The organism is Humidesulfovibrio mexicanus, assembly GCF_900188225.1.
In the GTDB taxonomy this organism is placed as follows: domain Bacteria; phylum Desulfobacterota; class Desulfovibrionia; order Desulfovibrionales; family Desulfovibrionaceae; genus Humidesulfovibrio; species Humidesulfovibrio mexicanus.
In genome coordinates this window covers 363,063-386,312 of sequence record NZ_FZOC01000004.1, presented here as the reverse complement: position 1 = coordinate 386,312, position 23,250 = coordinate 363,063, and the positions used below count along the sequence as shown (strand labels likewise).

The window sequence follows — 23,250 nt, the reverse complement described above, 5'->3', positions numbered from 1 at the left end:
AGGTCGCCGCCGGGTGTTGGCGCCAAGTCCGCATCATGCCCCAAGAGCCCCGGTGGGGCAAGGCTCGTCCGAAGCGGCGTGCGCTGTGGCCTCCATGCGCAGGGCCAGCCCCGCGAAGTGCGTGCGCAGGGAATCCGGCAGGCGCAGCGTGGCGTCCGTGGCCAACATGGCGTAGGCGCGGGCCGTCTCCTCGCGCACCAGGCTCGCGTTTTCGCGCCGCCAGCGCGGCTGGCCCCGGCGCAGGGCGGCTTCGGACAGGGAGAGGATGCGCTTGGCGCGCACCAGGCTGGAGTGCCGGGCGTGCACGGCGTCGCGCCCGCGCCGGGCCAGTTGGGCCAGGTCCGGCCGCTCCAGCGCCGTGCGCGCCGTGGCCGCCGCGTGGGCGGCGTCGCCCCGGCGGTAGATGAGGAGCTCCTCGCCCGGGGTGAACAGGTCGCGCAGGCCGTTTTCGCAGTCCTCGGTCAGCAGGGCCGCGCCGCAGGCCATGGCCTCGAAGATGCGGAAGTTCAGCTCGCCCACGGCGCACTGGTTCAGCACCAGGCGGCTGCGGCCGAACAGCGGGCGGAAATCGCCCGTGCGGGCGAGCAGCGGCGCGCCGCGCCGGAAGGCGTCCAGGAAGGGCTTGCGCATGGGGTTGAGCGGCGGGTCCTGCGTGCCCACGAAGCACACCGGGATGTCGCGTTCCAGGCCGGGATCGCGGTCGCGGTCCGCATCGCAGAACAGGGGGAACCACTCGGCCCGGCGCGGCAGGCGCGCGTCCTGGAACAGGGGCGCATAGTCCTTTTGCGCGGCCAGCAGGATGTCGAACCCGGCGCTCAAGGGCACGTGCCAGGGGTTGCAGTACTGGTCGATGGAAAAGCCCACGGTGAGGCAGGGCAGAGTCTCCAGCCCAAGGACCACCGGGGGGGTGCAGTGGTCGCACCACAGCGCCAGGTCCGGGCGGAAGTTTTTGGAGGCGAGCAGATCCCACAGGGCGCGGGTGGAGAGCATTTCGTCCAGCGGAACGTCGAAGCCCGGCCCCTGTCCCAGGGTGAGCACCTCGTGCCCGAGGCTTCGGAAGGCTTCCACAAAGTAGCGGCCCTCAATGTTGAGGATTTTCATGCGGCCTCCTTGTCGGGACGGGGGTGTGCCCGTTGCGATACGTAGCAGCGCGCGCTCCGGGGTGCAAGGGGGCGCAGGCGGCGCCCAGACTCCCGAAACGCTTGATCATGCCCGGAAGCTGGGCTATGCGTATGCCTTGCGCCCGGCCGGGCGGGCCTGCCCGGGCCGCATGGACCCGGCTTCGCAGAGGGAGTTCCGCATGGACGCCAGCCCGAAGAATGTCCGCGAGCACATCGCCCGCTCCAAGTTCTACCTGCAGCGCAAGGATGTGCTGCGCAGCCTGCGCGCCCTCAGCCAGGCGTTGAACATGCTCGCCGGATCGCAGATCTTTGGCCGCGAGCGCATCGAGATCAGCATCCTCATGGAGGAAGCCGTGCGTCTGCTTTGCGAGCACGATGTGGTGAAGCGCGCCCTGCCCGGAGGACTGAGCTACAAGAAAGGCCAGGAGCGGGAGCTTGCCGCCGGGCTTACCCGCATGGCCGACGCCCTGGAGGCCCTGCTTGGCAAAGCCCAGTTGGAGGAGCGGCGCAAGCGTCTGGTCGAGCTGGACGAACTGGTGCTGGGGGGGCAGGCCGAGCTGGACAACAAGCAGCCCCTTGAGGCGCGCAAGTTTTTCCGCCGCGCCATGGACTCCTTCGGCGACGAGCCGGGACTGCTGGTGGACCTGGGCAACCGGCTCATGCTTGCGGGGCTGGCCTTGGAGGCCACGGAATATTTTCAGAAGAGCATCGAGATCGCGCCCACCGACCCCCGCGCGTACACCTTGCTCGCCCAATGCCTGGAGGCCCTGGGCGAGGGAGCCAAGGCCGAAGAGGTGATCAAGGCGTCCCTGAGGCGTTTTGGTCCGGACGAGGGCCTCTTGGTGCGCCTGGCCCAGTCCGCCCTCAAGCGCAAGTCCTGGAAGGAAGCGCTTGCAAGCGCCCAGGCCGCTTTGGAGCTTAATCCCACCGGACGCGACGCCAGGCGCTGCGCAGAGGCCGCCAGCGAGCGCCTCTTCGGCACGGCCCAGGGCTATCTCTCGGGCGAGGCGCCTCCGCCCCGCCGTCCCATCGAATTGTAGCCGCCGCGCCGCGGCGTTCGTCCCCGGCGGTGTTTTTGCGGCGTCGGCTACAGGGCGCAGCCCTCGGGCCGCTCCTGTCCTCCCATCAGCTCGCGCAGGGTGATGCGCTCCAACTCCGCCTCCATGGCCTTGGTGACGCGCAACCAGGCATGGTGCGTGGGGCAGTCGTCCAGGCGGGGGCACAGGGACGGATTTTCGCAGCAGCGCGTCAGGCTCAAGGTTCCTTCAATGGTGCGGATGACGCTTGCCAGGCTGACGTCTTGGGGCAGACGGGCCAGGGTGTAGCCGCCGGCCGCGCCGCGCGTGCTGTGCACCAAACCATCGCGCTTGAGCGGCTTCAGGATCTGCTCGATGAAGCGCACGGTGACGCCGGTCCGGGTGGAGATGTCGGCCGTGCGCACCGGACCGCCTGCGTCGTGCCGGGCCAGGTCGATGAGGATGCGTACTGCGTAGCGCGCCTTTGCTGACAGTTTCATGTGTTCTCGCTGGGTGGGTTGGTTTCTGGCGGAGGCGGGGGGGAAGTGCCTCTCCGCGGCCCTATGCCACAGGCACAAGGCTTTGGCAATGCGCCGCATTTTCCCTTTGCGGCCAGCGGGAACGGCAGGGGGGAGCCGCGTCTTTGCTACGTATATTGGTGCGCCGGCATCTCTTGTGGGGCAAATCGGCTGGACTTGCGCCTGTATCTGCATTAGGCAGAGCCTTCCCAATCAAAGTTTCAGGATGGTTGCGTGCCGCGCGGAGTGATTCGCAGCGGCAAGGGGGCGCATGAGGTCGTTTTTCTCCTGGTCCATCCGCACGCACCTGCTGCTTTTGGTGCTGGCTGCGGCCATTCCGGCTTTGGCCCTGGTATGGTGGAGCGGCCAGGAGCTGGAGCGCGAGGCCGTGGACAAGGCCAATCAGGCCACCATGCACCTGGCCTCAAGCATGGCCCAGGATCTGGAGCAGGTGGAGGAATACGCCCGCGTGCTCTTGGCCACCCTGGCCCAGGCGCCCACCATCCGCCAGATGGACGCCGCAGGCGCGCGCGCCTTGCTGGTCCAGTTGAACCGGCAGAACCCCGCCTACGCCAACCTCGCCCTCATCGCCCCGAACGGCCACGTGCTTGCCTTGTCCTTCCCGCACCAGGGCGTGGTGGATGTTTCCGGGCGCAAGTATTTCAAGGACGCGCTGCGCACGGGGGGCTTTTCCGTGGGCGAATACGAGATCGGCCTCGCCTCGGACCGGTCGGTGATCCATTTCGCCCTGCCCGTGTTCGGGACCAACGGCTCCCTGGTGGGCGTGCTGGCCGCCAGCTACGATCTGGGCGCCCTGGCCCAGAGCTTCAATTCCGCCTCCCTGCCCGAAGGCTCGGCCATGGCGCTTTCCGATGCGCGCGGAGTGCGCCTGTTCCGCCATCCGGACTCCCGGCGCTGGCTTGGCCGCGAGGAGCACAAGGACATGTGGCTGGGGCTGCTGAACCTGGGCGAGGAGGGCATGACCGTGGCCCAGGGCGCGGACGGCGTGAAGCGCCTGTACGCCGTGAAGCGGCTGCGGATCCACAAGGACGACCCGAGCTTTCTGCTGCTGCGGGTGGGCATTCCCGAGGCCAAGGCCCTGGCCGGGGTGCGCCGGGTCAAGGCGCGCAACGTGGCGCTCATGGTGGGGGCCACCATGCTGGCCGCCGCCCTGGCCGTCATGCTGGGCAATTTGTTCATCATGCGCAGGCTGGACCGGCTGACCGCCGCGGCGGAGCGCCTGGGCCATGGCGACCTGACGGCGCGCTCCGGCCTGGGGCACGACCAGGGCGAACTGGGAAAGCTGGCGGAATCCTTCGACAACATGGCGCTGGCTCTGGACACCCGCGAGGCCGAGCGCGTGGAGTTCGAGGCCAAGCTCCGCCACCAGGCCATGTACGATCCCCTGACCGGGCTGGCCAACCGCACCCTGGCCCTGGACCGCATCCAGCAGGCGTTGACGCGCTGCAAGCGCCGCGACGACGTGTTTTATGCCGTGGTCATCATGGACCTGGACCGCTTCAAGGTCATCAACGACAGCCTGGGCCACAGCGTGGGCGACCAGGTGCTGGAGGCCGTGGCCCGGCGCATCGTGGGCACCCTGCGCGGCCTGGACACCGTGGCCCGCTTCGGCGGCAACGAGTTCATCCTGCTGCTTGAGGAACTGGCCACTCCGGGCGAGGCCATCCGCATCGTCAAGCGCCTGCGCGGCGTCATCATGGCCCCGGTGCCCGTGGCCGGGCACGAGGTGCAGACCTCGGCCAGCTTCGGCATCGTGCTTTCGCCCAACACCTTCGAACGCGCGGAAGACCTGTTGCAGAGCGCGGCCATAGCCCTGCACGCGGTGAAGCAGAGCGGGCGCGGCCGCTTCAAGGTCTTCACCCCCAGGATGCTGCTGCACGCGGTGGAGCGCCTGACCTTGGAGCAGGAACTGCGCCGGGCTCTGGAGCAGGGGCAATTCGTGGTGCACTACCAACCCATCTGGGACCTCTCCAGCACGCGGCTGGTGGGCTTCGAGGCGCTGGTGCGCTGGGCCCACCCGGAGCGCGGCATGGTGGGGCCTGGATCGTTCATCGCCCTGGCCGAGGAGACCGGCATCATTCTGGACCTGGGCCGGGTGGTGCTTACCCGCGCCTGCGCGGACCTGGCCGAATGGCGCGAGCGCGACCCCGCGGCGCGCAAGCTCTTCGTGGCCGTGAACCTTTCCAACAAGCAGTTCTGCCAGCATACGCTTGTGGAGCAGGTGTCGGAGATTCTGCGCCGCACGCGCCTGCCCGCGGACCGTCTGAAGCTTGAGATCACCGAGTCCACCATCATGGTCAACGCCGAGAGCGCGCTGGTGATGCTCAAGCGCCTGAAAGCCCTGGGCGTGCAGATCAGCATCGACGACTTCGGCACGGGCTATTCGTCCCTTTCCTATCTGCAGCGCTTCCCGGTGGATACCCTCAAGGTGGACCGCAGTTTCGTGGGCCGCCTTGGCCTGGACCCGGAGAACCAGGAGATCGTGCGCGCCATTGTGGCCCTGGCGCACAGCCTGGGGCTGGACGTGGTGGCCGAGGGCGTGGAGGAGAGCGGCCAGGCCGCCATGCTGCGGGCCCTCGGCTGCGAATGCGTGCAGGGGTTCTATTTTTCTCGCCCGCTGGACGTTGACCGCGCCCAGGAGACCATCGGCGCGCAGCGGGAGCAGTAGCGCCCAGAGGGCAGGGCCGCTGGGCCTAAAGCCGCTCCATGCGGCGGGCCGCGCCCTCTTCCCGCCCCACGACTTGGCTGAGCCCGTACTTCTTGATGCGGTAGCCGATTTGCCGGGGCGTGATGCCCAGATCCTCCGCCGCCTTGTACTGCACCCAGCCGTTGCGCCTGAGGGCCGCCAGCACTTCGCTTTTCTCCAGCGCCTTGAGCGAGCCCAGGCCGGAGGTGCGCCCGACTGCCGGAGAGCGCTCCAGCCCGGCGGGGGTCTGCCCGTTCAGCCCCTGCGCCAGATAGGGCTTGAGAAAGGCCGCGTCCACGCGTTCGCCGTCGCTCATGATCACCAGCCGCTCCATGAGGTTTTCCATCTCGCGCACGTTGCCCGGCCAGTCGTACTGGGTCAGGTCCGAGAGGGCGCGCGGGCTGAAGCGCACCGTGCGGCCGTACTCGCGGGCCACCTTGTCGATGAAGTGGTTGAGGAGCACGGGGATGTCCTCCTTGCGCTGGCGCAGGGGGGGCACCTGGATGGGGAACACGGACAGGCGGTAGAACAGGTCCGGACGGAAGGCCCCGCGCTCGGCCAGTTCGCCCAGGTCGCGGTTGGTGGCGGCCACCACGCGCACGTCCACCCTGCGCGTGGTGTTGGAGCCCAGCCGCTCGAACTCCTTGTCCTGCAGCACGCGCAGCAGCTTGGCCTGTATGCCCAGGGGCAACTCGCCGATCTCGTCCAGGAAGATGGTGCCGTCGTGGGCGTCCTCGAAGCGGCCTGGCTTGGCGCCCACGGCCCCGGTGAAGGCCCCGCGCTCGTAGCCGAAGAGCTCGCTCTCCAGCAGGTTTTCCGGAATGCTGGCGCAGTTGACCTTCACGAAGGGCCCGCCCTTGCGGCCGGAGAGTTCGTGGATGACCCGCGCGATGAGGGTCTTGCCCGTGCCGGATTCGCCCAGGAGCAGCACCGTGGCCTTTGTGGGGGCCACCTTGCAGACCTGGTGCTCCACGTCCTGCATGGCCAAGCTTTTGCCCACGATGTACGGCCCGCGCTGTTCGCGCGTGAGCTGCGAGCGCAGGGTGAGGTTCTCGCGCACTAGGGCCTGCTCCCGCGCCTTGACCTTCTCGTTCAGGGACAGGAACTGGCCCATGAGCGTGGCCACGACCGTAAGGAAGGACAGGTCTTCCTCGAAGGCCACCTCGTCGCCGAACAGGCGGTCCACATGCAGCACGCCCAGGCAGCGCCCGTGGGAGGCGATGGGCACGCCGATGAAGGACACGCGGCCGCGCTCCAAATGGCGCGAGCCGGTCTTGTCCAAAAACAGCGGTTCGCGGCGGATGTCCGGCGCCACGTAAGGCCTGCCGCTCTGGAAGATGAGCCCAGTGACGCCTTCGTCCAGTTCGTACACGCCGCGTTGCCGCTCTTCGGCCGAGAGGCCGTGGGACGCCGCGATGACCAAGCGTTCGCTTTCCGGGTCCATGAGGGTGATGGTGGCGCGCTTCATGGACAGGCTTTCCGAAAGGATGCGCAGCACCTGGCCAAGGGCCTTCTCAAGGTCCAGGGCCGTATCGATGATCTGGCAGATGGAGGAGAGCACCTGAAGCTTCAGGTTGCCAAGCACGAGCGTCATGCCCGGCTAAAGCAATATCGATGCCGAAGCGCAGTCTTGTGGCGGAGATGGCGTTTGTACTCGAAATAACAGGAGAAAATGGTTTCTTTCCGATGAAGGCGTGGGCCGCTTCACTTCTGGTGGTTTAGCAAAAATGTAGAATAGTCTTATGCGCTCTCACAGGAATGCGAATCATCGGGCAACCGCTGACCGTCTTCGTCCCGCGGAGACGCCTCGGCGTACTCGCCAAAGCGGGTGGCGAGCAGCAGCTCCCGCGCTTTGCCGCCGCCTTCGGGGCCATCGGCGAATTCGATCACCTGGCGCACGCGGCCGGCCTCGTAGAGCGCCACCGTGCCGCCGAACTCCTGCACGTCGTCCGGATCGTGGGTGATGAGCACGGTGGGCGCGCCCGCCGCCTCACATATGCCGCGCACCTCGTGGCGCATTCTTCGCCGCAAGAGCGGGTCCAGCGCGGCGAAGGGCTCGTCGAGCAGGAGCAGGCGCGGTTTGCGGGCCAGGGCGCGCACCAGGGCCACGCGCTGCCGCTGCCCGCCGGAAAGGCGCTCCGGTCGGGACTTGGCCAGGTCCGCCAGGCCCGCCATCTCCAGCAGGTCCGCCACGCGCCGCCGGGCCTGCGCGTCCAGCCCGCCTAGCAGCCCCCGCCGCAGTCCGAAGCCGACGTTTTCGGCCACGGTCAAGTGCGGAAACAGCGCGTAGTCCTGGAACACGTAGCCCACGCCGCGTTGGCGCGCGGGCAGGTCCACCCGCGCATCGGCGTCGAAGAGCGAGGTCCCGTCCATGAGGATGCTCCCGGAATCGGGCCGCATGAGGCCGGCCACGGCGCGCATGGTCACGGTCTTGCCGGAGCCCGAAGGGCCGAAGAGCACCGTGGAGCGTCCCCGCGAGCAAAGCCGGGCCGCGAGGTGAAAGCTGCGGCCGCAGCCGCGAAGGGTCTTGGTGATGTCCAATTCCAGGCACATGGCGTCTCTCCCGCTGGGTGCGCGCACCCGTTTCACGTCTTCAGCGATTGGTGGCCGCGCGGCACGGCCGGTTGGAGGCCTGTGCCTGGGGCCGCGTTGTGTTATGTCCGGCTGCGCACGAGCAGTTTTCCGGAAGACAGCAGCAGGGTCACGCACACCAGCGAAGTAAGCCCCACCAGGAAGGCGGCCTCGTCGTCGCGCCCGGCCTGCACGGCTTCGTACACGGCCAAGGAAAGCGTCTGGGTGCGGCCGGGCAGGTTGCCCGCCAGCATCAGCGTGGCCCCGAATTCGCCCATGGCCCGGGCCAGGGCCAGCATGGTTCCGGCCACAATGCCCCGCCAGGCCAGCGGCAGCGAAACGCGCAGAAACACGCGCGCCTCGCCCGCGCCCAGGGTGCGCGCCGCGTTCTCCAGGCGCTCGTCCACGCCCTCGAAGGCCGTGCGCGCGGCCTTGCACACCAGGGGAAAGGCCACCACGCTGGCGGCAAGCGCCGCGCCCTGCCAGGTGAACACCAGGCTGGCGTCGAAGGTTTCCTCCAGCCATTTGCCCACCACGCCCCGGCGGCCGAACACCACCAGCAGGTAGTAGCCGATGACCGTGGGCGGCAGCACCAGGGGCAGGGTGCACAGGGAATCCAGCAGTTCCCGGCCGGGCAGCCCGCGCCGGGAAAGCGCGTAGCCCGCGCCGATGCCCATGAGGCAGGCACCCGTGGTGGCGGTGAGGGCCACCTTGAGGGTCAGCTTCAGCGGGACGGCCGCGTGTGCGAAGAGTTCGAGCAAGGGTATGGGCACGTGTTGGTCTCCTGGGGTGAACAATGGGAAATTCTTCCCGGTTTGGCAAATGGCGTTCCGGGGGGCGGGTCGAAATCCGCCAGGCCGAGTTCCGCCCGGGCGCACATGCCGCCCGCAAGCCACAGGGCTTCGGCCGCGCGCCGCAGCATGGGGGCCAGGGTCATGGTGTCCTCCTGGCGCGCTACAGCGCGCCCAGTATCTCGCTGTCCGTCAGCGGGCGGCCAAGGCGTTCGCCCAGGGCGCGCACGCGCTCAAGCAGCCCCGCGTCCGGCCGCGCCTGCCTGCCCAGCCGCCGGAGCGTCTGCGCCAGGGCCGCCGCGCCGCTTTTGGCCCCAACGCCCACCCGGCGCTCCGCGCCGACCGCCCGCGGATCGAACGGCTCGAAGAGCGAGGGGTCGCGCGCGATGCCGTGCACGTGGATGCCGCTCTCGGCGGCGAAAATGTCCTGCCCCACCACGGGGCGGTTGCGGGGCACGGAAACCTCGGCCGCCTGCCCGGCCAGCAGGCACAAGGCCCGCAGCACGGTGAGGTCGTAGGCCGCGCCGCAGGCTGTCCTGGCCCAGGCCGCCACCTGCTCCAGCGCCGCGATGCCCGCGCGCTCCCCCAGGCCCAGGGCGGAAACGTCCACGAAGGCGGCTCCGTGTCCAAGGGCCGTGATGGCGTTGGCCGTGGCCATGCCCAGGTCGTTGTGGGCGTGCAGGGCCACGGGCACGGGCAGATCCGCCGCAAAACGCTCCACAAGGCGCACCGTGGACTCCGGGGTGAGCAGCCCCACCGTGTCGGACAGGCGCACGCGCGCGGCCCCGGCCGCCACCGCCACGCGGGCCAGGTCCAGCGCCTCCTCCGCATCGGCGCGGGAAATGTCCTCCAGGCCTACGGACACATAGTCCGCGCCCTGGCGCCTGGCCGTGTCCACCACATGCAGCACGCGGGCGGCCATGTCCGCGCGCGAGAGGCCCAGGCGCTTTTCCCGGTGCGCGGCGGAAGACGGCGCGCCGATGTTCACCCGCTGCGCGAGTCCGGCCTGGACCAGCTCCGCCGCTGCGCGGGCGTCGGCCTCGCGGCAGGGGCACCACACGGAAAGGCTGGGCGTACGGCCTTTCGCCGCCTCGGGCAGGGCCTGGGCGGCCCAGGCCAGAAAGTCCGCAAGCCCCTCCTGTCCCAGCCAGCCGCACTCGATTTCCTCTGCCCCGGCCTGCGCCAGCAATTCCGCCACGCGCCGCTTGGCGCCGGGACCGAAATGCACGCCGTAGGCCTGTGCGCCCTCGCGCAGGGTGCTGTCTATCAGCATGGTCTCCTCCTCGTGTTTTGGGGAAGAGTGCACCCTTGGTGCCAGCTGCTCGCCATGAAAACAAAAGAGCGCGAAATCAGCCTGTTGCCCATGCTGCGTTGTGTGCGTGCCGGTGCATACAAAAGTGTTGCTCCTACATTTCTCGTAGGTACGCGAATGTCGGCAGCATAGCCTGACACCACCGCCCATGACCAGAAAAATCAGTGCATATCACGCGGTTGCCAGAATTCGTGAGCCTTGGCACGGGCCTTGCCTTCTGTCGCTCGTCCGTCAACCTCAAAAGTCGAAACGAGCGGAGGATGCAGCGATGAAGAAAATGAGAAAGGTGGCCATTTACGGCAAGGGCGGCATAGGCAAGTCCACCACAACGCAGAACACCGTGGCCGGCCTGGCGGAGATGGGCCGCAAGGTCATGGTGGTGGGCTGCGACCCCAAGGCCGACTCCACGCGCCTGCTCTTGGGCGGCCTGGCGCAGAAGAGCGTGCTCGACACCCTGCGCGACGAGGGCGAGAACGTGGAGCTTGAGGACATCCGCAAGCGTGGCTTCGGCGACACCTGGAACGTGGAGTCCGGCGGGCCAGAGCCGGGCGTGGGTTGCGCCGGGCGCGGCATCATCACCTCCATCAACATGCTGGAGAGCCTGGGCGCCTACCACGAGTCCGAGGACCTGGACTACGCCTTCTACGACGTGTTGGGCGACGTGGTCTGCGGCGGCTTCGCCATGCCCATCCGCGACGGCAAGGCCGAGGAGATCTACATCGTGTGCTCCGGCGAGATGATGGCCATGTACGCGGCCAACAACATCTGCAAGGGCATCATGAAGTACGCGCAGTCCGGAACCGTTCGCCTGGGCGGGCTCATCTGCAACAGCCGCAAGGTGGACAACGAGAAGGAGATGATCGAGCAGCTGGCCAAGCAGATCGGCACGCAGATGATCTACTTCGTCCCGCGCGACAACATGGTCCAGCGCGCGGAGATCAACCGCAAGACCGTCATCGAGTTCGATCCCAAGGCCGAGCAGGCCGACCACTACCGCAACCTCGCCAAGGCCATCGACACCAACGAGATGTTCGTCATCCCCAAGCCCCTGGAGATCGAGGCCCTGGAGAAGCTGCTCATGGACTTCGGCCTCATGGAAGCCTGCTAGCCCCCCACCGCATACGAAGAGGAGGAACAACACATGATCATGGTGAGAGCTATCGTCCGTCCGGAGAAGGCTGATGACGTTCTGGCGGCCCTCATGGACGCCGGTTTCCCCGCGGTGACCAAGTTTTCCGTGGCCGGGCGCGGCAAGCAGCGCGGCATCAAGATCGGCGAAGTCACCTACGACGAGATTCCCAAGACCATGCTCATGAGCGTGGTCAAGAACGCCGACCGCGACTTCGTCATCGAGACCATCATGGCGGCCGCGCGCAGCGGCAAGAAGGGCGCCTTCGGCGACGGCAAGATCTTCGTCTCCCCCGTGGACGAGGTCTACACCGTGAGCTCCGGCGTGTGCGAAACGGCCACGCCAGAGGAGGCCTAGCGCCATGAAGGAAGTCATCGCCGTGGTGCGCATGAACATGATGAACCGCACCAAGCAGGCGCTTACCGACGCGGGCATTGACGCCTACTTCGCCCACGAGGCGCAAGGACGCGGCGTTGGCCTGGCCAATCCCCACGTGCTTGCGGGCGCGGCCAGCGGCTACGAGGAGGCCGTGGCCCTGCTCGGCGAGCGTGGCAAGCTCTACCCCAAGCGCATGGTCTCCGTGGTGGTGCCAGACGGCGACGTGAAGGCCGTGGTCGACGCCATCATCGAGGTCAACCAGACCGGCAAGCCCGGCGACGGCAAGATCTTCGTCCTCCCCGTGGCCGACGCCGTGCGCGTGCGCACCGCCGAGTCCGGCGAGAAGTCCATCAGCTAAAGGAGCCCGTCATGGCCGCAAAGAACACGGCAGCAGCGTGGACCGCCTCCGCGGTCAAGGAGGAGCTGCTCAAGAAGTATCCTCCCAAGGTGGCGAGAAAGCGCGCCGCCTCCATCCTCGTCAACGAGGCGCTGGAGAACAGCACGCCCGAGATACAGGCCAACGTGCGCACCATCCCCGGCGTCATCACCATGCGCGGCTGCACCTACGCCGGGTGCAAGGGCGTCATCATGGGCCCCACGCGCGACATCGTGAACATCGTGCACGGGCCCATCGGGTGCAGCTTCTACGCCTGGCTGACCCGCAGGAACCAGACCGACCCCGGGCCGGACGGGCAGAACTACATGCCCTACGCCTTCTCCACCGACATGCAGGACTCGGACATCATCTTCGGCGGCGAGAAGAAGCTCAAGGCAGCCATCCAGGAGGCCTACGACCTCTTCCATCCCAAGGGCATCTGCGTGTTCGCCACCTGTCCTGTCGGCCTCATCGGCGACGACATCCACGCCGTCAGCCGCGAGATGAAGGAGAAGCTCGGCGACTGCAACGTCTTCGCCTTCTCCTGCGAGGGCTACAAGGGCGTCAGCCAGTCCGCCGGGCACCACATCGCCAACAACCAGGTGTTCCGCCACCTGGTGGGCACAGAGGACAGGGCCAAGGAGGGCGAGTACAAGATCAACCTGCTGGGCGAGTACAACATCGGCGGCGACGGGTTCGAGATCGACCGCGTGCTCAAGCGTTGCGGCATCACCAACATCGCCACCTTCTCGGGCAACTCCAGCTACGACCAGTTCGCCACCGCGCACAAGGCCGACCTCTCCTGCGTCATGTGCCACCGGTCCATCAACTACGTGGCCGACATGCTGGAGACCAAGTACGGCATCCCCTGGATCAAGGTGAACTTCATCGGCGCGGAGGCCACGGCCAAGAGCTTGCGCAAGATCGGCCAGTACTTCGGCGACAAGGCGCTGCAAGACCGCATCGAGGCGGTCATCGCCGAGGAGATGGCCCCGGTGAAGGCCGCCCAGGCCGAGGTCCGTCCCCGCACCCAGGGCAAGACCGCCATGCTCTTTGTGGGCGGCAGCCGCGCCCACCACTACCAGGAGCTCTTCGCCGAACTGGGCATGAAGACCATCGCCGCCGGCTACGAGTTCGCCCACCGCGACGACTACGAAGGCCGCCAGGTGATCCCGAACCTCAAGGTCGACGCCGACTCCCGCAACATCGAGGAGATCGAGGTTTCGGCCGACCCCGTGGCCTACAAGCCCCGCAAGTCGGCGGGGGAGATGCAGGGCCTTGAGGAGTCCGGCTTCGCGTTCAAGGACTACGACGGCATGATTCCGGACATGGACAAGGGCAGCCTCGTCATCGACGACCTGAACCAGTACGAGGCCGAAAAGCTGGTGGAAATCTTCAAGCCGGACATCTTCTGCGCGGGCATCAAGGAAAAGTACTCCATCCAGAAGCTCGGCATCCCCATGAAGCAGCTGCACAGCTACGACTACGGCGGACCCTACGCCGGGTTCAAGGGTGCGGCGAACTTCTACCGCGAGATCGACCGCATGGTGAACAGCAGGGTGTGGAGCTACATGAAGGCCCCCTGGCAGGAGAACCCCGAACTCTCGGCCACCTACGTCTGGGAATAGCGAGGAACACAGTTATGCTGCTCAAGCACACCCCAAAGGACATCACGGAGCGCAGCGCCCTGGTCATCAATCCGGCCAAGACCTGCCAGCCCATCGGCGCCATGTACGCGGCGCTCGGCATCCACGGCTGCCTGCCCCACAGCCACGGCAGCCAGGGCTGCTGCGCCTACCACAGAAGCGCCCTCACCAAGCACTATAAGGAGCCGATCTCCGCCTCCACCAGCTCCTTCACCGAGGGCGCCAGCGTGTTCGGCGGGCAGGCCAACCTGCTGCAGGCCATAGAGAACATCTTCACGGTGTACGATCCGGAAGTCATTGCCGTGCACACCACCTGCCTGTCGGAGACCATTGGCGACGACATCAAGCAGATTCGCGACAAGGCGGACAAGCAGGGCCTCATCCCCACGGGCAAGCACGTCATCTACTGCAACACGCCCTCCTATGTGGGCAGCCACGTCACCGGCTTCTCCAACATGGTCAAGGGCATGACCGAGGTCGCCGAGTCCACGGGCAGGAAGAACGGCAAGGTCAACGTCATCCCCGGCTGGGTGGAGCCCTCGGACATGGAGGAAGTGAAGCGCCTGGCCGCGCTCATGAATGTGCCCATCACCCTCTTTCCGGACACTTCCGGCGTCTTGAACGGCCCGCTCTCCGGCGAGTTCAAGATGTTCCCCGAGGGCGGCGTGACCATGAAGGAGCTGAAGGAGGCGGGCGACGCCATCGGCACCCTGGCCCTGGGCGAGTGGTGCAGCGCGGATGCCGCCCGCAACCTGGACGCCAAGTGCAAGGTGCCCTGTCGCGTGCTGGACATCCCTTTCGGGCTCAAGGCGACGGACGCCTTCATCGACGCCCTGCGCACCATCGCCGGAACCAGCGTGCCCGAAGAGATCACCCGCGAGCGCGGCCAGTTGGTGGACATGATCAGCGACACCCACCAGTACTACTACCACAAGAAGGTCGCCCTCTTCGGCGACCCGGACCAGCTCATCAGCATGGTGGAGTTTTTGACCTCCATCGACATGTGGCCCGTGTACGTGGTCACCGGCACGTCCGGCGCCAAGTTCGAGAAGCGCATCAAGGAGCTTACCGCCCATCTGCCCTGCGAGGTGAAGGTCAAGGCCTGGGGCGACATGTTCCTGCTGCACCAGTGGATCAAGAACGAGCCCGTGGATCTGCTCATCGGCAACACCTACGGCAAGTATATCGCACGGGACGAGGACATCCCCTTCCTGCGCTTCGGCTTCCCCATCCTGGACCGCGTGGGGCACCAGTACTTCCCCACCGTGGGCTACAAGGGCGGCTTGCGCCTGCTGGAGAAGATTCTGGGGCTTTTGCTGGACCGCAAGGACCGCGACGACCCGGAGACCGTGTTCGAGCTGACCCTGTAACCTGCCCCGCGCCCGGCCGGGAGCATCCCTCCCGGCCGGGGCGGCAAACGCCTGGAGTCCCGCATGGCCTGCCAAAAAACATCCCCCCCCCAGTCCGGCTGCATCCATCTGCCGGTGGCCGTGCGCGCCAACACCCGCCGCGTGCACGGCGAACCCGGCAACCCCGGCCGGGCGCTGCCCGCTGCCGACGCCCTGCAGTGGCTGGACCGCGTGCTGGCCGATCCCGCCGCCGGGCCAAACATCCGCGCCGTGTCCGTGTCCGGCCCGGGCGAGCCCCTGGCCGACCCCGTGCCCGTGGCGGCGGTGTTCCGCGCGGTGCACGAAAAGCGGCCGGAGCTGGAGCTGCACCTGCTGACCAACGGCCTGTGCCCGCCGGAGGCCGACATTTCCGCCGTGGCGCGCGACATGGCCCAGGCGGGCGTCACCCGCGCCACCGTGCTCATGGACGCCGTGGACCCCGCGCTTGTGGAGCGCCTGTACGCCTGGATACGCCCCGGCCGCCGCACCATGGCCCTGGAGGCCGCGGCGCCCCTGCTGGTGGACGCCCAGGCCAGGGCCGTGCGCGCCTTCCGCGAGGCCGGAATGCTGGTGGCCGTGCGCATGGCCGTGGTCCCCGGCGTGAACGAGGGCCATGTGGAGGAGCTGGCCCATGTGGTGGCCAGCCTGGGCGCGGATTTGCTGGACATCGTGGCCGCCCCGGCCGCCCTGCCCGACGCGTCGGCGGTCGTGGCCGCCTGCGCGCCGGAGGAATGCGCTTCCTGCGGGCAGGCGCGCACCTGCGGGGCTAAGCCCGCCAAGCCCGATTCATCCGCCGAAGGCCGACCCGCGCCGCTTTCCCCGGAGCGTCTGGAGGAGCTGCGCGTCCTGGCGGCCCGGCGCATGGCCCTGCTGCCCGCCGACGACCCCTGCCGGGCCGACGTGCAGTGGATGGAGAACGCCGGGCCGGGCGCTGGCCTTTGCCTTGAAAATCCCGGCCTGCCCCGGCCGTCCGGCGCGCGGGTCAACGTGGCCGTGGCCAGCTCCGGCGGCATGGAGGTGGACCTGCACCTGGGCCAGGCCGTGCGCTTCATGATCTTCGGCCCCCGCGCGGACGACGGCCTGCCCAGCCTGCTGGGCCTGCGCGACCTGCCCGAGGCGGCCGGACCCGGCGGCGGCGACGCCCGCTGGGAGGCCCTGGCCTCGGCCCTGCCCGATTGCTTCGCCATTTTGGCGGCCAGCGCCGGATCCCGCCCGCGCGAGGTGCTCTCCGGCCTGGGCCTGGGCGTCCTCGCCGCGGAGACCGACGTCAAGGGCGCGGTGGACCTGCTTTTCGGCGGCGGCCCCCGCCGGAAGAAGCCGGGCGCCAAACGCGTCATCGTGGATTGATTCCGTCACCCTTCAGCACCCCCAAGGAGAACGCAACATGGCCCTTCCCGAAAGACTCATCCTCGTGTGCCAGAGCTTCCGCGTGGGCAAGGAGCCCAAGGGCATTTGCCACAAGCAGACCGACGGCCTGCTGCAATACATCGAGGAAGGCATCCTGGACCGCGGGCTCGACGTGCAGGTGGCCACCACCGGCTGCCTCAAGCAGTGCGAGAAGGGGCCTGTGCTGGTCGTCCAGCCCGACAACCTCTGGTTCAAGGGCGTCAACAGCGAGGAGGCCGTGGACGCCATCCTGGATGGCATAGAGTCCGGCGAGCCCGCCGCCCAGTACCTGCTCTCCTAGCCCGGCACGGAGACGGACACATGACCGCCGCGTTCACCATCCGCCAGGCCAGGGAGGCCGACATGCGCGAGCTTGTGGAGCTGCTTGGCCTGCTCTTCGGCATCGAGTCCGACTTCGCGCCGGACGCGGCGCGGCAACGCGCGGGCCTTTCGCTTCTGCTGGGCAAGGGCGCGGGCCTGGTGCTGGCGGCGACGGCGCGCTCCGGGCAGCCGCAGGACGCGCCCGTGGCCGACTGCGACCCGGAGCGCGTGGTCGGCATGGCCACGGCCCAGGTGGTGGTGAGCACCGCCGAGGGCGGCCCGGCCCTGCTGGTGGAGGACGTGGTGGTCCGGCCGCAGTGGCGCGGCCGGGGCGTGGGCCGCGCGCTGCTCTCCCGCATCGAGGCCTGGGGGATCGGCCTTGGGGCCACGCGCCTGCAACTGCTGGCCGACCGTCACAACACCGCGTCACACGCCTTTTATGCGTCCTGCGGCTACGCTTCCACCAACCTCGTGTGCCTGCGGCGCGTTCTGCCCGCCGCGGGAAAGTGAGGACCATATGACAGAATCCGCCGCCTGCACCGCCCCTGAGCGCCGCGCCATCTTCGAGGAGCGCCGAGACCAGATCCATCGCATCGGCGAGGGCGAATTCTCCCTGGCCTGCAACCGCGACAGCCTTGCCGGGGCCGTAAGCCAGCGCGCCTGCGTGTTCTGCGGCTCGCGCGTGGTGCTCTATCCCATAGCCGACGCCCTGCACCTGGTGCACGGGCCCATCGGCTGCGCGGCTTACACCTGGGACATCCGCGGCTCGCTGTCCAGCGGCCCGGAACTGCACCGGCTGTCCTTCTCCACCGACCTGCAGGAACTGGACGTGGTCTTCGGCGGCGAAAAGAAGCTGGCCAAGGCCCTGGACGAGCTCATCGCCCGGCACGCGCCCAAGGCCGCCTTCGTCTACGCCACCTGTATCGTCGGCATTATCGGCGACGACATCGCCGCCGTGTGCAAGGCGGCAAGCCTGCGCCACGGCATCCCGGTGCTGCCCGTGCAAAGCGAGGGCTTCAAGGGCAACAAGCGCGAGGGCTATCTGGCCGCGTGCACGGCCATGCGCCAGCTGGTGGGCACGGCCGACGTGTCGGACATCCCGCCCTTGTCGGTGAACATCATGGGCGACTTCAACCTTGCCGGGGAAACCTGGATCATCAAGGACTACCTCACGCGCATGGGCATCGCCGTGGTGGCGGGCATCACCGGCGACGGCCGCGTGGACGACCTGCGGCGCGCGCACGGGGCGGGCCTCAACCTGGTGCAGTGCTCCGGCGCCACCCAGGATCTGGCGCGCATGATGAAGGAGGACTACGGCACGCCCTTCCTCCGCGTGTCCTGGATCGGCATCGAGGACGTGGCCGAGAGCCTGTACGCCGTGGCCGAGCATTTCGAGAAAACGCGGCCGGAGCTGGCCGCCGGGCTCATGGAGCGCACGGCCGAGCTGGTGCGCGGCGAACTGTCCGCCCTCATGCCGAAGCTCAAGGAGCTGCGCGCCGACCTGGAGGGCCGGAAGGCCGCTGTGTACGTGGGCGGCAGCTTCAAGGCCTTCAGCTTGGTGAAGGCCTTCCGGCACCTGGGCATGGAGGTGGTCATCGTGGGCAGTCAGACCGGCACCGAGGAGGACTACCGCGAGCTTGCCGCCATCTGCTCCCCCGGAACCATCGTGGTGGACGACGCCAATCCCCTCGAACTCTCGGCCTTCATCCGGGAGAAGGACGTGGACGTGTTTGTGGGCGGCGTGAAGGAGCGGCCCATCGCCTTCAAGCTGGGCGTGGGCTTCTGCGACCACAACCACGAGCGCAAGATCGCACTGGAGGGCTTCGCGGGGATGCTCAACTTCGCCCGCGAAATACACGCTTCGGTCATGAGCCCGGTGTGGCGCTTCGCGCCCCGGCGCGAGGCCGCCCGGAACCTGAAGAGCGAGGAGGCCTAAGCCATGGAAGCCAAGCCCGTCATCGACGCGCCGGAGCACGAATACCGGGGCGCAAGCCACACGGCCACCACCAACGCCTGCAAGCTGTGCACCCCGCTGGGGGCCACCCTGGCCTTTCGGGGGGTGGAGGGGGCCATCCCCTTTTTGCACGGCTCCCAGGGCTGCGCCACCTACATGCGCCGCTACGTCATCAGCCATTTCCGCGAGCCCATGGACATCGCGTCCTCGTCCTTGGGCGAGAAGAACGCCATCTACGGCGGCGGCCCGAACCTCAAAAAAGGCCTATTGAACGCCATGCGCAAGTACGGGGCCTCGGTGGTGGGCGTGGCCACCACCTGCCTCACCGAGACCATCGGCGACGACGTGCCGCGCCTGGTCGCCGAGTTCCGGGCCGAGTTCGGCGACCTGTCCCTGGCCGACATCGTGCACGTGTCCACGCCCAGCTATTCCGGCACGCATGTGGACGGCTTCCACGCCGCCGTGCGGGCGCTGGCCGACCAGCTGTGCGTGGAGCAGACGCCGCCCAACGGCCGCGTGAACCTTATGCCCGGGTTCGTGTCCCCTGCGGACATGCGCCACCTGAAGGAGCTCGTCCACGCCTTCGGCCTGGATTCCGTCATGCTGCCGGACTACTCCGAGACCTTGGACGGCCCGGCCCTGCTGGACTACGAGAACATCCCCTCCGGCGGCGCGCCCGTGGCCCGCATCCGCGCCATGGGCGGCGGCCTGGCCTCGGTGGAGCTTGGCCGGGCCATTAGCGCCCAGCCCACCGCTGGAACCTCCCTCCTGGAGCGCTTCGGCGTGCCGCTGTACCGCCTGGGCCTGCCCATGGGCCTGCGCGAAACCGACGCCTTTTTCGCGGCGCTCAAGGAAATCTCCGGGCGCGAGGCCCCGCGTGAACTGGCCCTGGAACGCGGCCGCTACGTCGACGCGCTGGTGGACGGGCACAAGTACGTGTCCGGAATGCGTGCGGTGGTCTATGGCGAGGAGGATCTCTGCATCGGCATGACGAGCTTTCTCGCCGAGATCGGCGTGGTTCCCGTGCTGGTGGCCACCGGCGCGAAAAACCGCAACCTCGCCGCGCACATCGAGGCCGCCTGCGGCGGCGTTTTGCGCCAAATGCCCCTGGTGCGCGAGGGCGCGGACTTCTTCGACATCGTGGAGGAGGCGCGCACCCTGTCCCCGGATGTGCTGGTGGGCCACAGCAAGGGCCAGCGCGCCGCGCGGGAATGGGGCGTGCCCCTTCTGCGCGTGGGCTTTCCCATCCACGACCGCTTCGGGGGCCAGCGCGTGCTGCACCTGGGCTACCGGGGGGCGCAGCAGCTTTTCGACCGCCTGGTGAACATGGTGCTGGAAAAGAAGCAGAGCGATTCTGACATCGGATACGGGTATCTCTAAATCACTGCGCAAGGAGCCGGACATGAACGCAAGCATCGATCCCAGAAGCGTCAAGCACCCCTGCTTCAACAAGGAGGCCAGCGGCTCCTGCGGGCGCGTGCACCTGCCCGTGGCCCCCAAGTGCAACATCCAGTGCAACTACTGCAACAGGAAGTACGACTGCGTGAACGAGTCGCGCCCCGGCGTGACCAGCGCGGTGCTCAAGCCCTTCCAGGCCCTGGAATACGTGAAGCGGGTGCTGGACAAGGAGCCGCGCATCACGGTGGTCGGCATCGCCGGGCCGGGCGACCCCATGGCCAACCCGGCCGAGACCCTGGAGACCATGCGCCGCATCCGCGAGGCCTTCCCGCACATGCTCTTCTGCCTGTCGTCCAACGGGCTGGCCATGCCGGAATATGTGGACGACCTGGCCGCGCTGGGCGTCAGCCACGCCACCATCACCATGAGCACAGTGGACCCGGCCATAGGCGCGGGCATTTATGCCTGGGTGCGCGACGGAAACGTCGTCTATCGCGGACAGGCGGCCGCCGAACTGCTGCTTTCGCGCCAGCTGGCCGCCATCGAGGGGCTGAAGGCGCGCGGCCTGGCCGTGAAGGTCAACGCCATCGTCATGCCCGGCGTGAACACCCAGGACGGCGGAGCGCCCCTCATGGCCGTGGCGGCCAAGGCCCGCGAGCTTGGCGTGGACCTCATGAACATGATGCCCCTGTTCCCCACGGAGGGCACGCCCTTCGGCGTTTTGGCCGAGCCCGGCAAGGACGAGGTGCGCGCCCTGCGCGAGGCGGCCGGGAGCCTGGTGCCGCAGATGACCCATTGCCGCCGCTGCCGGGCGGACGCGGTGGGCCTCTTGTGCGGCGACCGCTCCGGCGAGCTGGGCGGCGTGCTGGCCGCCTGCGGCGCGCTGCGGCCCAAGGGGCAGGACCATCGTCCGCACATCGCCGTGGCCAGCCGCGAGGGGCTGCTGGTGAACCAGCACCTGGGCGAGGCCCGGCGCTTCCAGATCTGGGGCAAGGCGGATGATGCGGGCTTCCGCCTGGTGGAGGAGCGCCAGGCGCCCACGGCAGGCTGCGGCCCGAACCGCTGGGAGGAGCTGGCCAGGGTCCTTTTCGACTGCCGGGCCGTGCTGGTGGGCGCAGTGGGCGAAACCCCGCGCACGATCCTCGCCGAGCGCGGCGTGACGCCGGTGGCCTGCTCCGGGTTCATCGAGGACGCCCTGCGCGCCGCCTACGGCGAGGCCGGGCTTTCTGGGCTGGAGCCGCTTAAGGCCAAGGGGCTGTCCAAGCCCTGTTGCGGCGCGGGCGACGGCTGCTAGCAGGCGGGAGGACTCCGGACGGGGCAAAGGCCTCCGGCGTTCCGGGGGCTTTTGCCTCGCCAGTTTTGCGCCTCAGCGCACGAAGCGCAGCCCGTCGATCTCCACCTGCGCGCCCTGGCCGCCGCCCTCCGGGTCCAGGCGTCCCGCCTCCACGCCGATGCACAGCTCCTCCACGCTGTCCGGCCGGAGCACATGGTCGCCGGGATGCAGGCCGCTTCGCGCGGCGAACGCGTCCCAGCCGGGCAGCGGGGCCAGCGCGCCGTAGGTCAGCCGCAGGGTTTTCCACCGCGTGCCGATGCCGAAGGAGCCGAAAAAGCGGTCGCGCGAAAGGCGGTCCTGGGTATTGGAGCTGGTCACCATCAGGATGCCCGCCACCGGGCGCGAAGCGCGGACGCGGAACTCCACGGCGCGGGTCTTGTACAGGTCGAGCCGACGGGAGCTCGCGAGCCCCAGGCAGGCGCGCGGGGCCGACGGGGCGGGCGTTGCGCCCTGACGGGGCATGATGTTCAGGCGGAACCCTTCCGCGCCCGCCGCCTCGATGCGGCACAGGGCGTGCGGAGCGGCGCGTTCGCCAAGGGGCCACACGGGGTCGCCGGGAAGAACCCGCGCGCCGTCCGGCAGGCGCAGGCCCGCATCGGGGGCGGGGTAGGTCTCCGAGGCGAGGGCCGGCTGTGCGGCCAGGCACAGGCAGACGAGCAGCGCGGCGGGGAGTCTGCGCACGGGGAGCCTCCTTGCGGGGGAATGCGCCATGCTAGGGCAGAAGCGCGTGCCGGGCAAGGGGCGTCGTCTAGCGCAGGGAGTCCCCCGCGTACTTGAGCGCCAGGAAAACCAGCAGGCCTGAGAGCATCCACTTGATGTAGCGCGCGGGCACGAACTTTTGGCAGCGCGCGCCCAGGTACATGCCCACTATGCCGCCCAGGCCGAAGAGCAGGCCGAGCAGCCAGTCCGGGGCCACGGACATGTCCGGGTAGAAGGGCGCAATGGCTTGGTAGAAGGCCACCCCGGCCACGGAGGTGATGAAGGTGCCCATGAGGGACGCGCCCGCCACCGTGTAGACCGGCAAACCGAAGAAGGACACGAGGAAGGGCGCGATGATGGCGCCGCCGCCGATGCCGTAGGTGCCGCCGATGACGCCCACCACCAGGGCCAGGGCCAGTATGCCCCAGGCGGAGACGTCGTAGGTTTCGCCCTGGAATTCGTAGGCGATGCGCGAGCGGCCGCGTTGCAGCACCCGCACGCAGGCGGGCCTTTGCCCATGGGGCTCGCGCCCGGACTGTGGCCGGAGTCCGAGGCGTTCCCCGGCGGCCGGTGTTCCGCCTGCCGCGCGGCGCAGCTGCCGCACCAGGTCCAGGGCCATGCGCGCGCCGATGTACAGCAGTACGCAGGCCATGAAGAGCTTGAAATTGCGCGCATCGGGCAGGTAGCGCACCCGCACCACGGCGCCGATGAGCACTCCCGGCAGGGTCCCCGCGACCACCGCCCAGGTGAGCGGCCAGACCATTCGTCCTTCGCGCAGGAAGCGCCAGACCCCGCTGGGAATGGCCACAATGTTGTAGAACTGGTTGGTGGCGCTGACGGAAGGGGCCGTATAGCCCAGCACGCTCATCTGAAAGGGCAGAAGCAGGAACGCGCCGGACACCCCGCCCATGCTGGTGAAGAACGAGATGACCAGCGACACCAGCGGGGGCACCCAGGGGGAAACTTCGACGCCCGCGACCTCGAAGAGCATGGCCGTCTCCTGCGGGTGGCCGGGCGGCGGTGCCGCGCCGGGTTGGGGCTGCAGGGATGTCTCGTCACGAATTTACATGTTTTCGTGACTACAGAATACGTTTCGCCTTCCCATTTGTCACGGAGTATTTCACGTTTCGCCAGACAAAAACGCTGTCACGGAAATACCGGGTTCCGGCTCTTGGCAGCGTGGCGCTTTGTCCGTATGTAGTGCTG

The 23,250-nt window shown here is 68.3% G+C and carries 21 protein-coding genes; 13 read left to right on the top strand and 8 right to left on the bottom strand.

The window, feature by feature from the left end; translation table 11 throughout:
• Positions 1-33: 33 nt before the first annotated feature.
• Positions 34-1,101 carry a glycosyltransferase family protein gene (locus CHB73_RS10915; protein ID WP_089274599.1) on the bottom strand — a complete coding sequence of 356 codons (1,068 nt, stop codon included), beginning with the start codon at positions 1,099-1,101 and terminating at the stop codon, positions 34-36.
• A 199-nt stretch (positions 1,102-1,300) separates the two neighbouring features.
• Here CHB73_RS10915 and CHB73_RS10910 point away from each other — a divergent pair, with 199 nt between their 5' ends.
• Complete coding sequence (locus tag CHB73_RS10910) at positions 1,301-2,161, top strand: tetratricopeptide repeat protein (protein WP_179217003.1); 861 nt, start codon at positions 1,301-1,303, stop codon at positions 2,159-2,161.
• 47 nt (positions 2,162-2,208) lie between these two features.
• Here the strand turns inward: CHB73_RS10910 and CHB73_RS10905 are convergent, their stop codons facing one another.
• Positions 2,209-2,637: an RrF2 family transcriptional regulator gene (locus CHB73_RS10905; protein WP_089274598.1), complete on the bottom strand. Its 429-nt coding sequence runs from the start codon at positions 2,635-2,637 to the stop codon at positions 2,209-2,211.
• A 289-nt stretch (positions 2,638-2,926) separates the two neighbouring features.
• Between CHB73_RS10905 and CHB73_RS10900 the strand changes: the two genes are divergently transcribed.
• Positions 2,927-5,344 carry a bifunctional diguanylate cyclase/phosphodiesterase gene (locus CHB73_RS10900; RefSeq protein WP_089274597.1) on the top strand — a complete coding sequence of 806 codons (2,418 nt, stop codon included), beginning with the start codon at positions 2,927-2,929 and terminating at the stop codon, positions 5,342-5,344.
• Between the two features lie 25 nt (positions 5,345-5,369).
• Here CHB73_RS10900 and CHB73_RS10895 read toward each other — a convergent pair whose 3' ends face one another.
• The 4 genes from CHB73_RS10895 to CHB73_RS10880 all read right to left on the bottom strand — a co-directional run bounded on the left by CHB73_RS10895 (position 5,370) and on the right by CHB73_RS10880 (position 9,997).
• On the bottom strand, positions 5,370-6,956 hold the full coding sequence (locus tag CHB73_RS10895) for a sigma 54-interacting transcriptional regulator (protein WP_089274596.1): 1,587 nt from the start codon (positions 6,954-6,956) through the stop codon (positions 5,370-5,372).
• A gap of 146 nt (positions 6,957-7,102) precedes the next feature.
• A complete protein-coding gene (locus CHB73_RS10890) occupies positions 7,103-7,915 on the bottom strand; it encodes an ABC transporter ATP-binding protein (RefSeq protein ID WP_089274595.1) in 813 nt (270 codons plus the stop codon).
• Positions 7,916-8,016: 101 nt separating this feature from the next.
• Positions 8,017-8,706: a molybdate ABC transporter permease subunit gene (gene modB / locus CHB73_RS10885; protein ID WP_089274594.1), complete on the bottom strand. Its 690-nt coding sequence runs from the start codon at positions 8,704-8,706 to the stop codon at positions 8,017-8,019.
• A 181-nt stretch (positions 8,707-8,887) separates the two neighbouring features.
• Positions 8,888-9,997, bottom strand: a complete 1,110-nt coding sequence (locus CHB73_RS10880) for a LeuA family protein (RefSeq protein ID WP_089274593.1) — start codon at positions 9,995-9,997, stop codon at positions 8,888-8,890.
• A 316-nt stretch (positions 9,998-10,313) separates the two neighbouring features.
• Here CHB73_RS10880 and nifH point away from each other — a divergent pair, with 316 nt between their 5' ends.
• From nifH to CHB73_RS10825, 11 genes are all read left to right on the top strand, one after another.
• Positions 10,314-11,144 carry a nitrogenase iron protein gene (gene nifH / locus CHB73_RS10875; protein ID WP_089274679.1) on the top strand — a complete coding sequence of 277 codons (831 nt, stop codon included), beginning with the start codon at positions 10,314-10,316 and terminating at the stop codon, positions 11,142-11,144.
• 33 nt (positions 11,145-11,177) lie between these two features.
• A complete protein-coding gene (locus CHB73_RS10870; RefSeq protein WP_089274592.1) occupies positions 11,178-11,522 on the top strand; it encodes a P-II family nitrogen regulator in 345 nt (114 codons plus the stop codon).
• A gap of 4 nt (positions 11,523-11,526) precedes the next feature.
• The gene (locus tag CHB73_RS10865) at positions 11,527-11,901 is read left to right on the top strand and encodes a P-II family nitrogen regulator (RefSeq protein WP_089274591.1); all 375 of its coding nucleotides are present in this window, start codon (positions 11,527-11,529) and stop codon (positions 11,899-11,901) included.
• Between the two features lie 11 nt (positions 11,902-11,912).
• Entirely contained in the window at positions 11,913-13,547 is a 1,635-nt protein-coding gene (gene nifD, locus CHB73_RS10860; protein ID WP_089274590.1) for a nitrogenase molybdenum-iron protein alpha chain, read from the top strand.
• A gap of 14 nt (positions 13,548-13,561) precedes the next feature.
• Entirely contained in the window at positions 13,562-14,935 is a 1,374-nt protein-coding gene (gene nifK, locus CHB73_RS10855) for a nitrogenase molybdenum-iron protein subunit beta (protein WP_089274589.1), read from the top strand.
• A gap of 63 nt (positions 14,936-14,998) precedes the next feature.
• On the top strand, positions 14,999-16,300 hold the full coding sequence (locus CHB73_RS10850; RefSeq protein ID WP_089274588.1) for a radical SAM protein: 1,302 nt from the start codon (positions 14,999-15,001) through the stop codon (positions 16,298-16,300).
• A gap of 37 nt (positions 16,301-16,337) precedes the next feature.
• Positions 16,338-16,640 (top strand): (2Fe-2S) ferredoxin domain-containing protein, encoded by a 303-nt coding sequence (locus tag CHB73_RS10845; protein ID WP_089274587.1) that lies wholly within the window; start codon positions 16,338-16,340, stop codon positions 16,638-16,640.
• 20 nt (positions 16,641-16,660) lie between these two features.
• Entirely contained in the window at positions 16,661-17,170 is a 510-nt protein-coding gene (locus CHB73_RS10840) for a GNAT family N-acetyltransferase (RefSeq protein ID WP_089274586.1), read from the top strand.
• A 7-nt stretch (positions 17,171-17,177) separates the two neighbouring features.
• Positions 17,178-18,596: a nitrogenase iron-molybdenum cofactor biosynthesis protein NifE gene (nifE, locus tag CHB73_RS10835; protein WP_089274585.1), complete on the top strand. Its 1,419-nt coding sequence runs from the start codon at positions 17,178-17,180 to the stop codon at positions 18,594-18,596.
• A 3-nt stretch (positions 18,597-18,599) separates the two neighbouring features.
• Positions 18,600-19,994: a nitrogenase component 1 gene (locus CHB73_RS10830; RefSeq protein WP_089274584.1), complete on the top strand. Its 1,395-nt coding sequence runs from the start codon at positions 18,600-18,602 to the stop codon at positions 19,992-19,994.
• A gap of 22 nt (positions 19,995-20,016) precedes the next feature.
• The gene (locus CHB73_RS10825) at positions 20,017-21,306 is read left to right on the top strand and encodes a radical SAM protein (RefSeq protein ID WP_089274583.1); all 1,290 of its coding nucleotides are present in this window, start codon (positions 20,017-20,019) and stop codon (positions 21,304-21,306) included.
• A 72-nt stretch (positions 21,307-21,378) separates the two neighbouring features.
• Here CHB73_RS10825 and CHB73_RS10820 read toward each other — a convergent pair whose 3' ends face one another.
• Entirely contained in the window at positions 21,379-22,026 is a 648-nt protein-coding gene (locus tag CHB73_RS10820; protein WP_089274582.1) for a hypothetical protein, read from the bottom strand.
• Between the two features lie 67 nt (positions 22,027-22,093).
• Positions 22,094-23,035 carry a sulfite exporter TauE/SafE family protein gene (locus tag CHB73_RS10815; protein ID WP_089274581.1) on the bottom strand — a complete coding sequence of 314 codons (942 nt, stop codon included), beginning with the start codon at positions 23,033-23,035 and terminating at the stop codon, positions 22,094-22,096.
• Positions 23,036-23,250 lie beyond the last annotated feature (215 nt).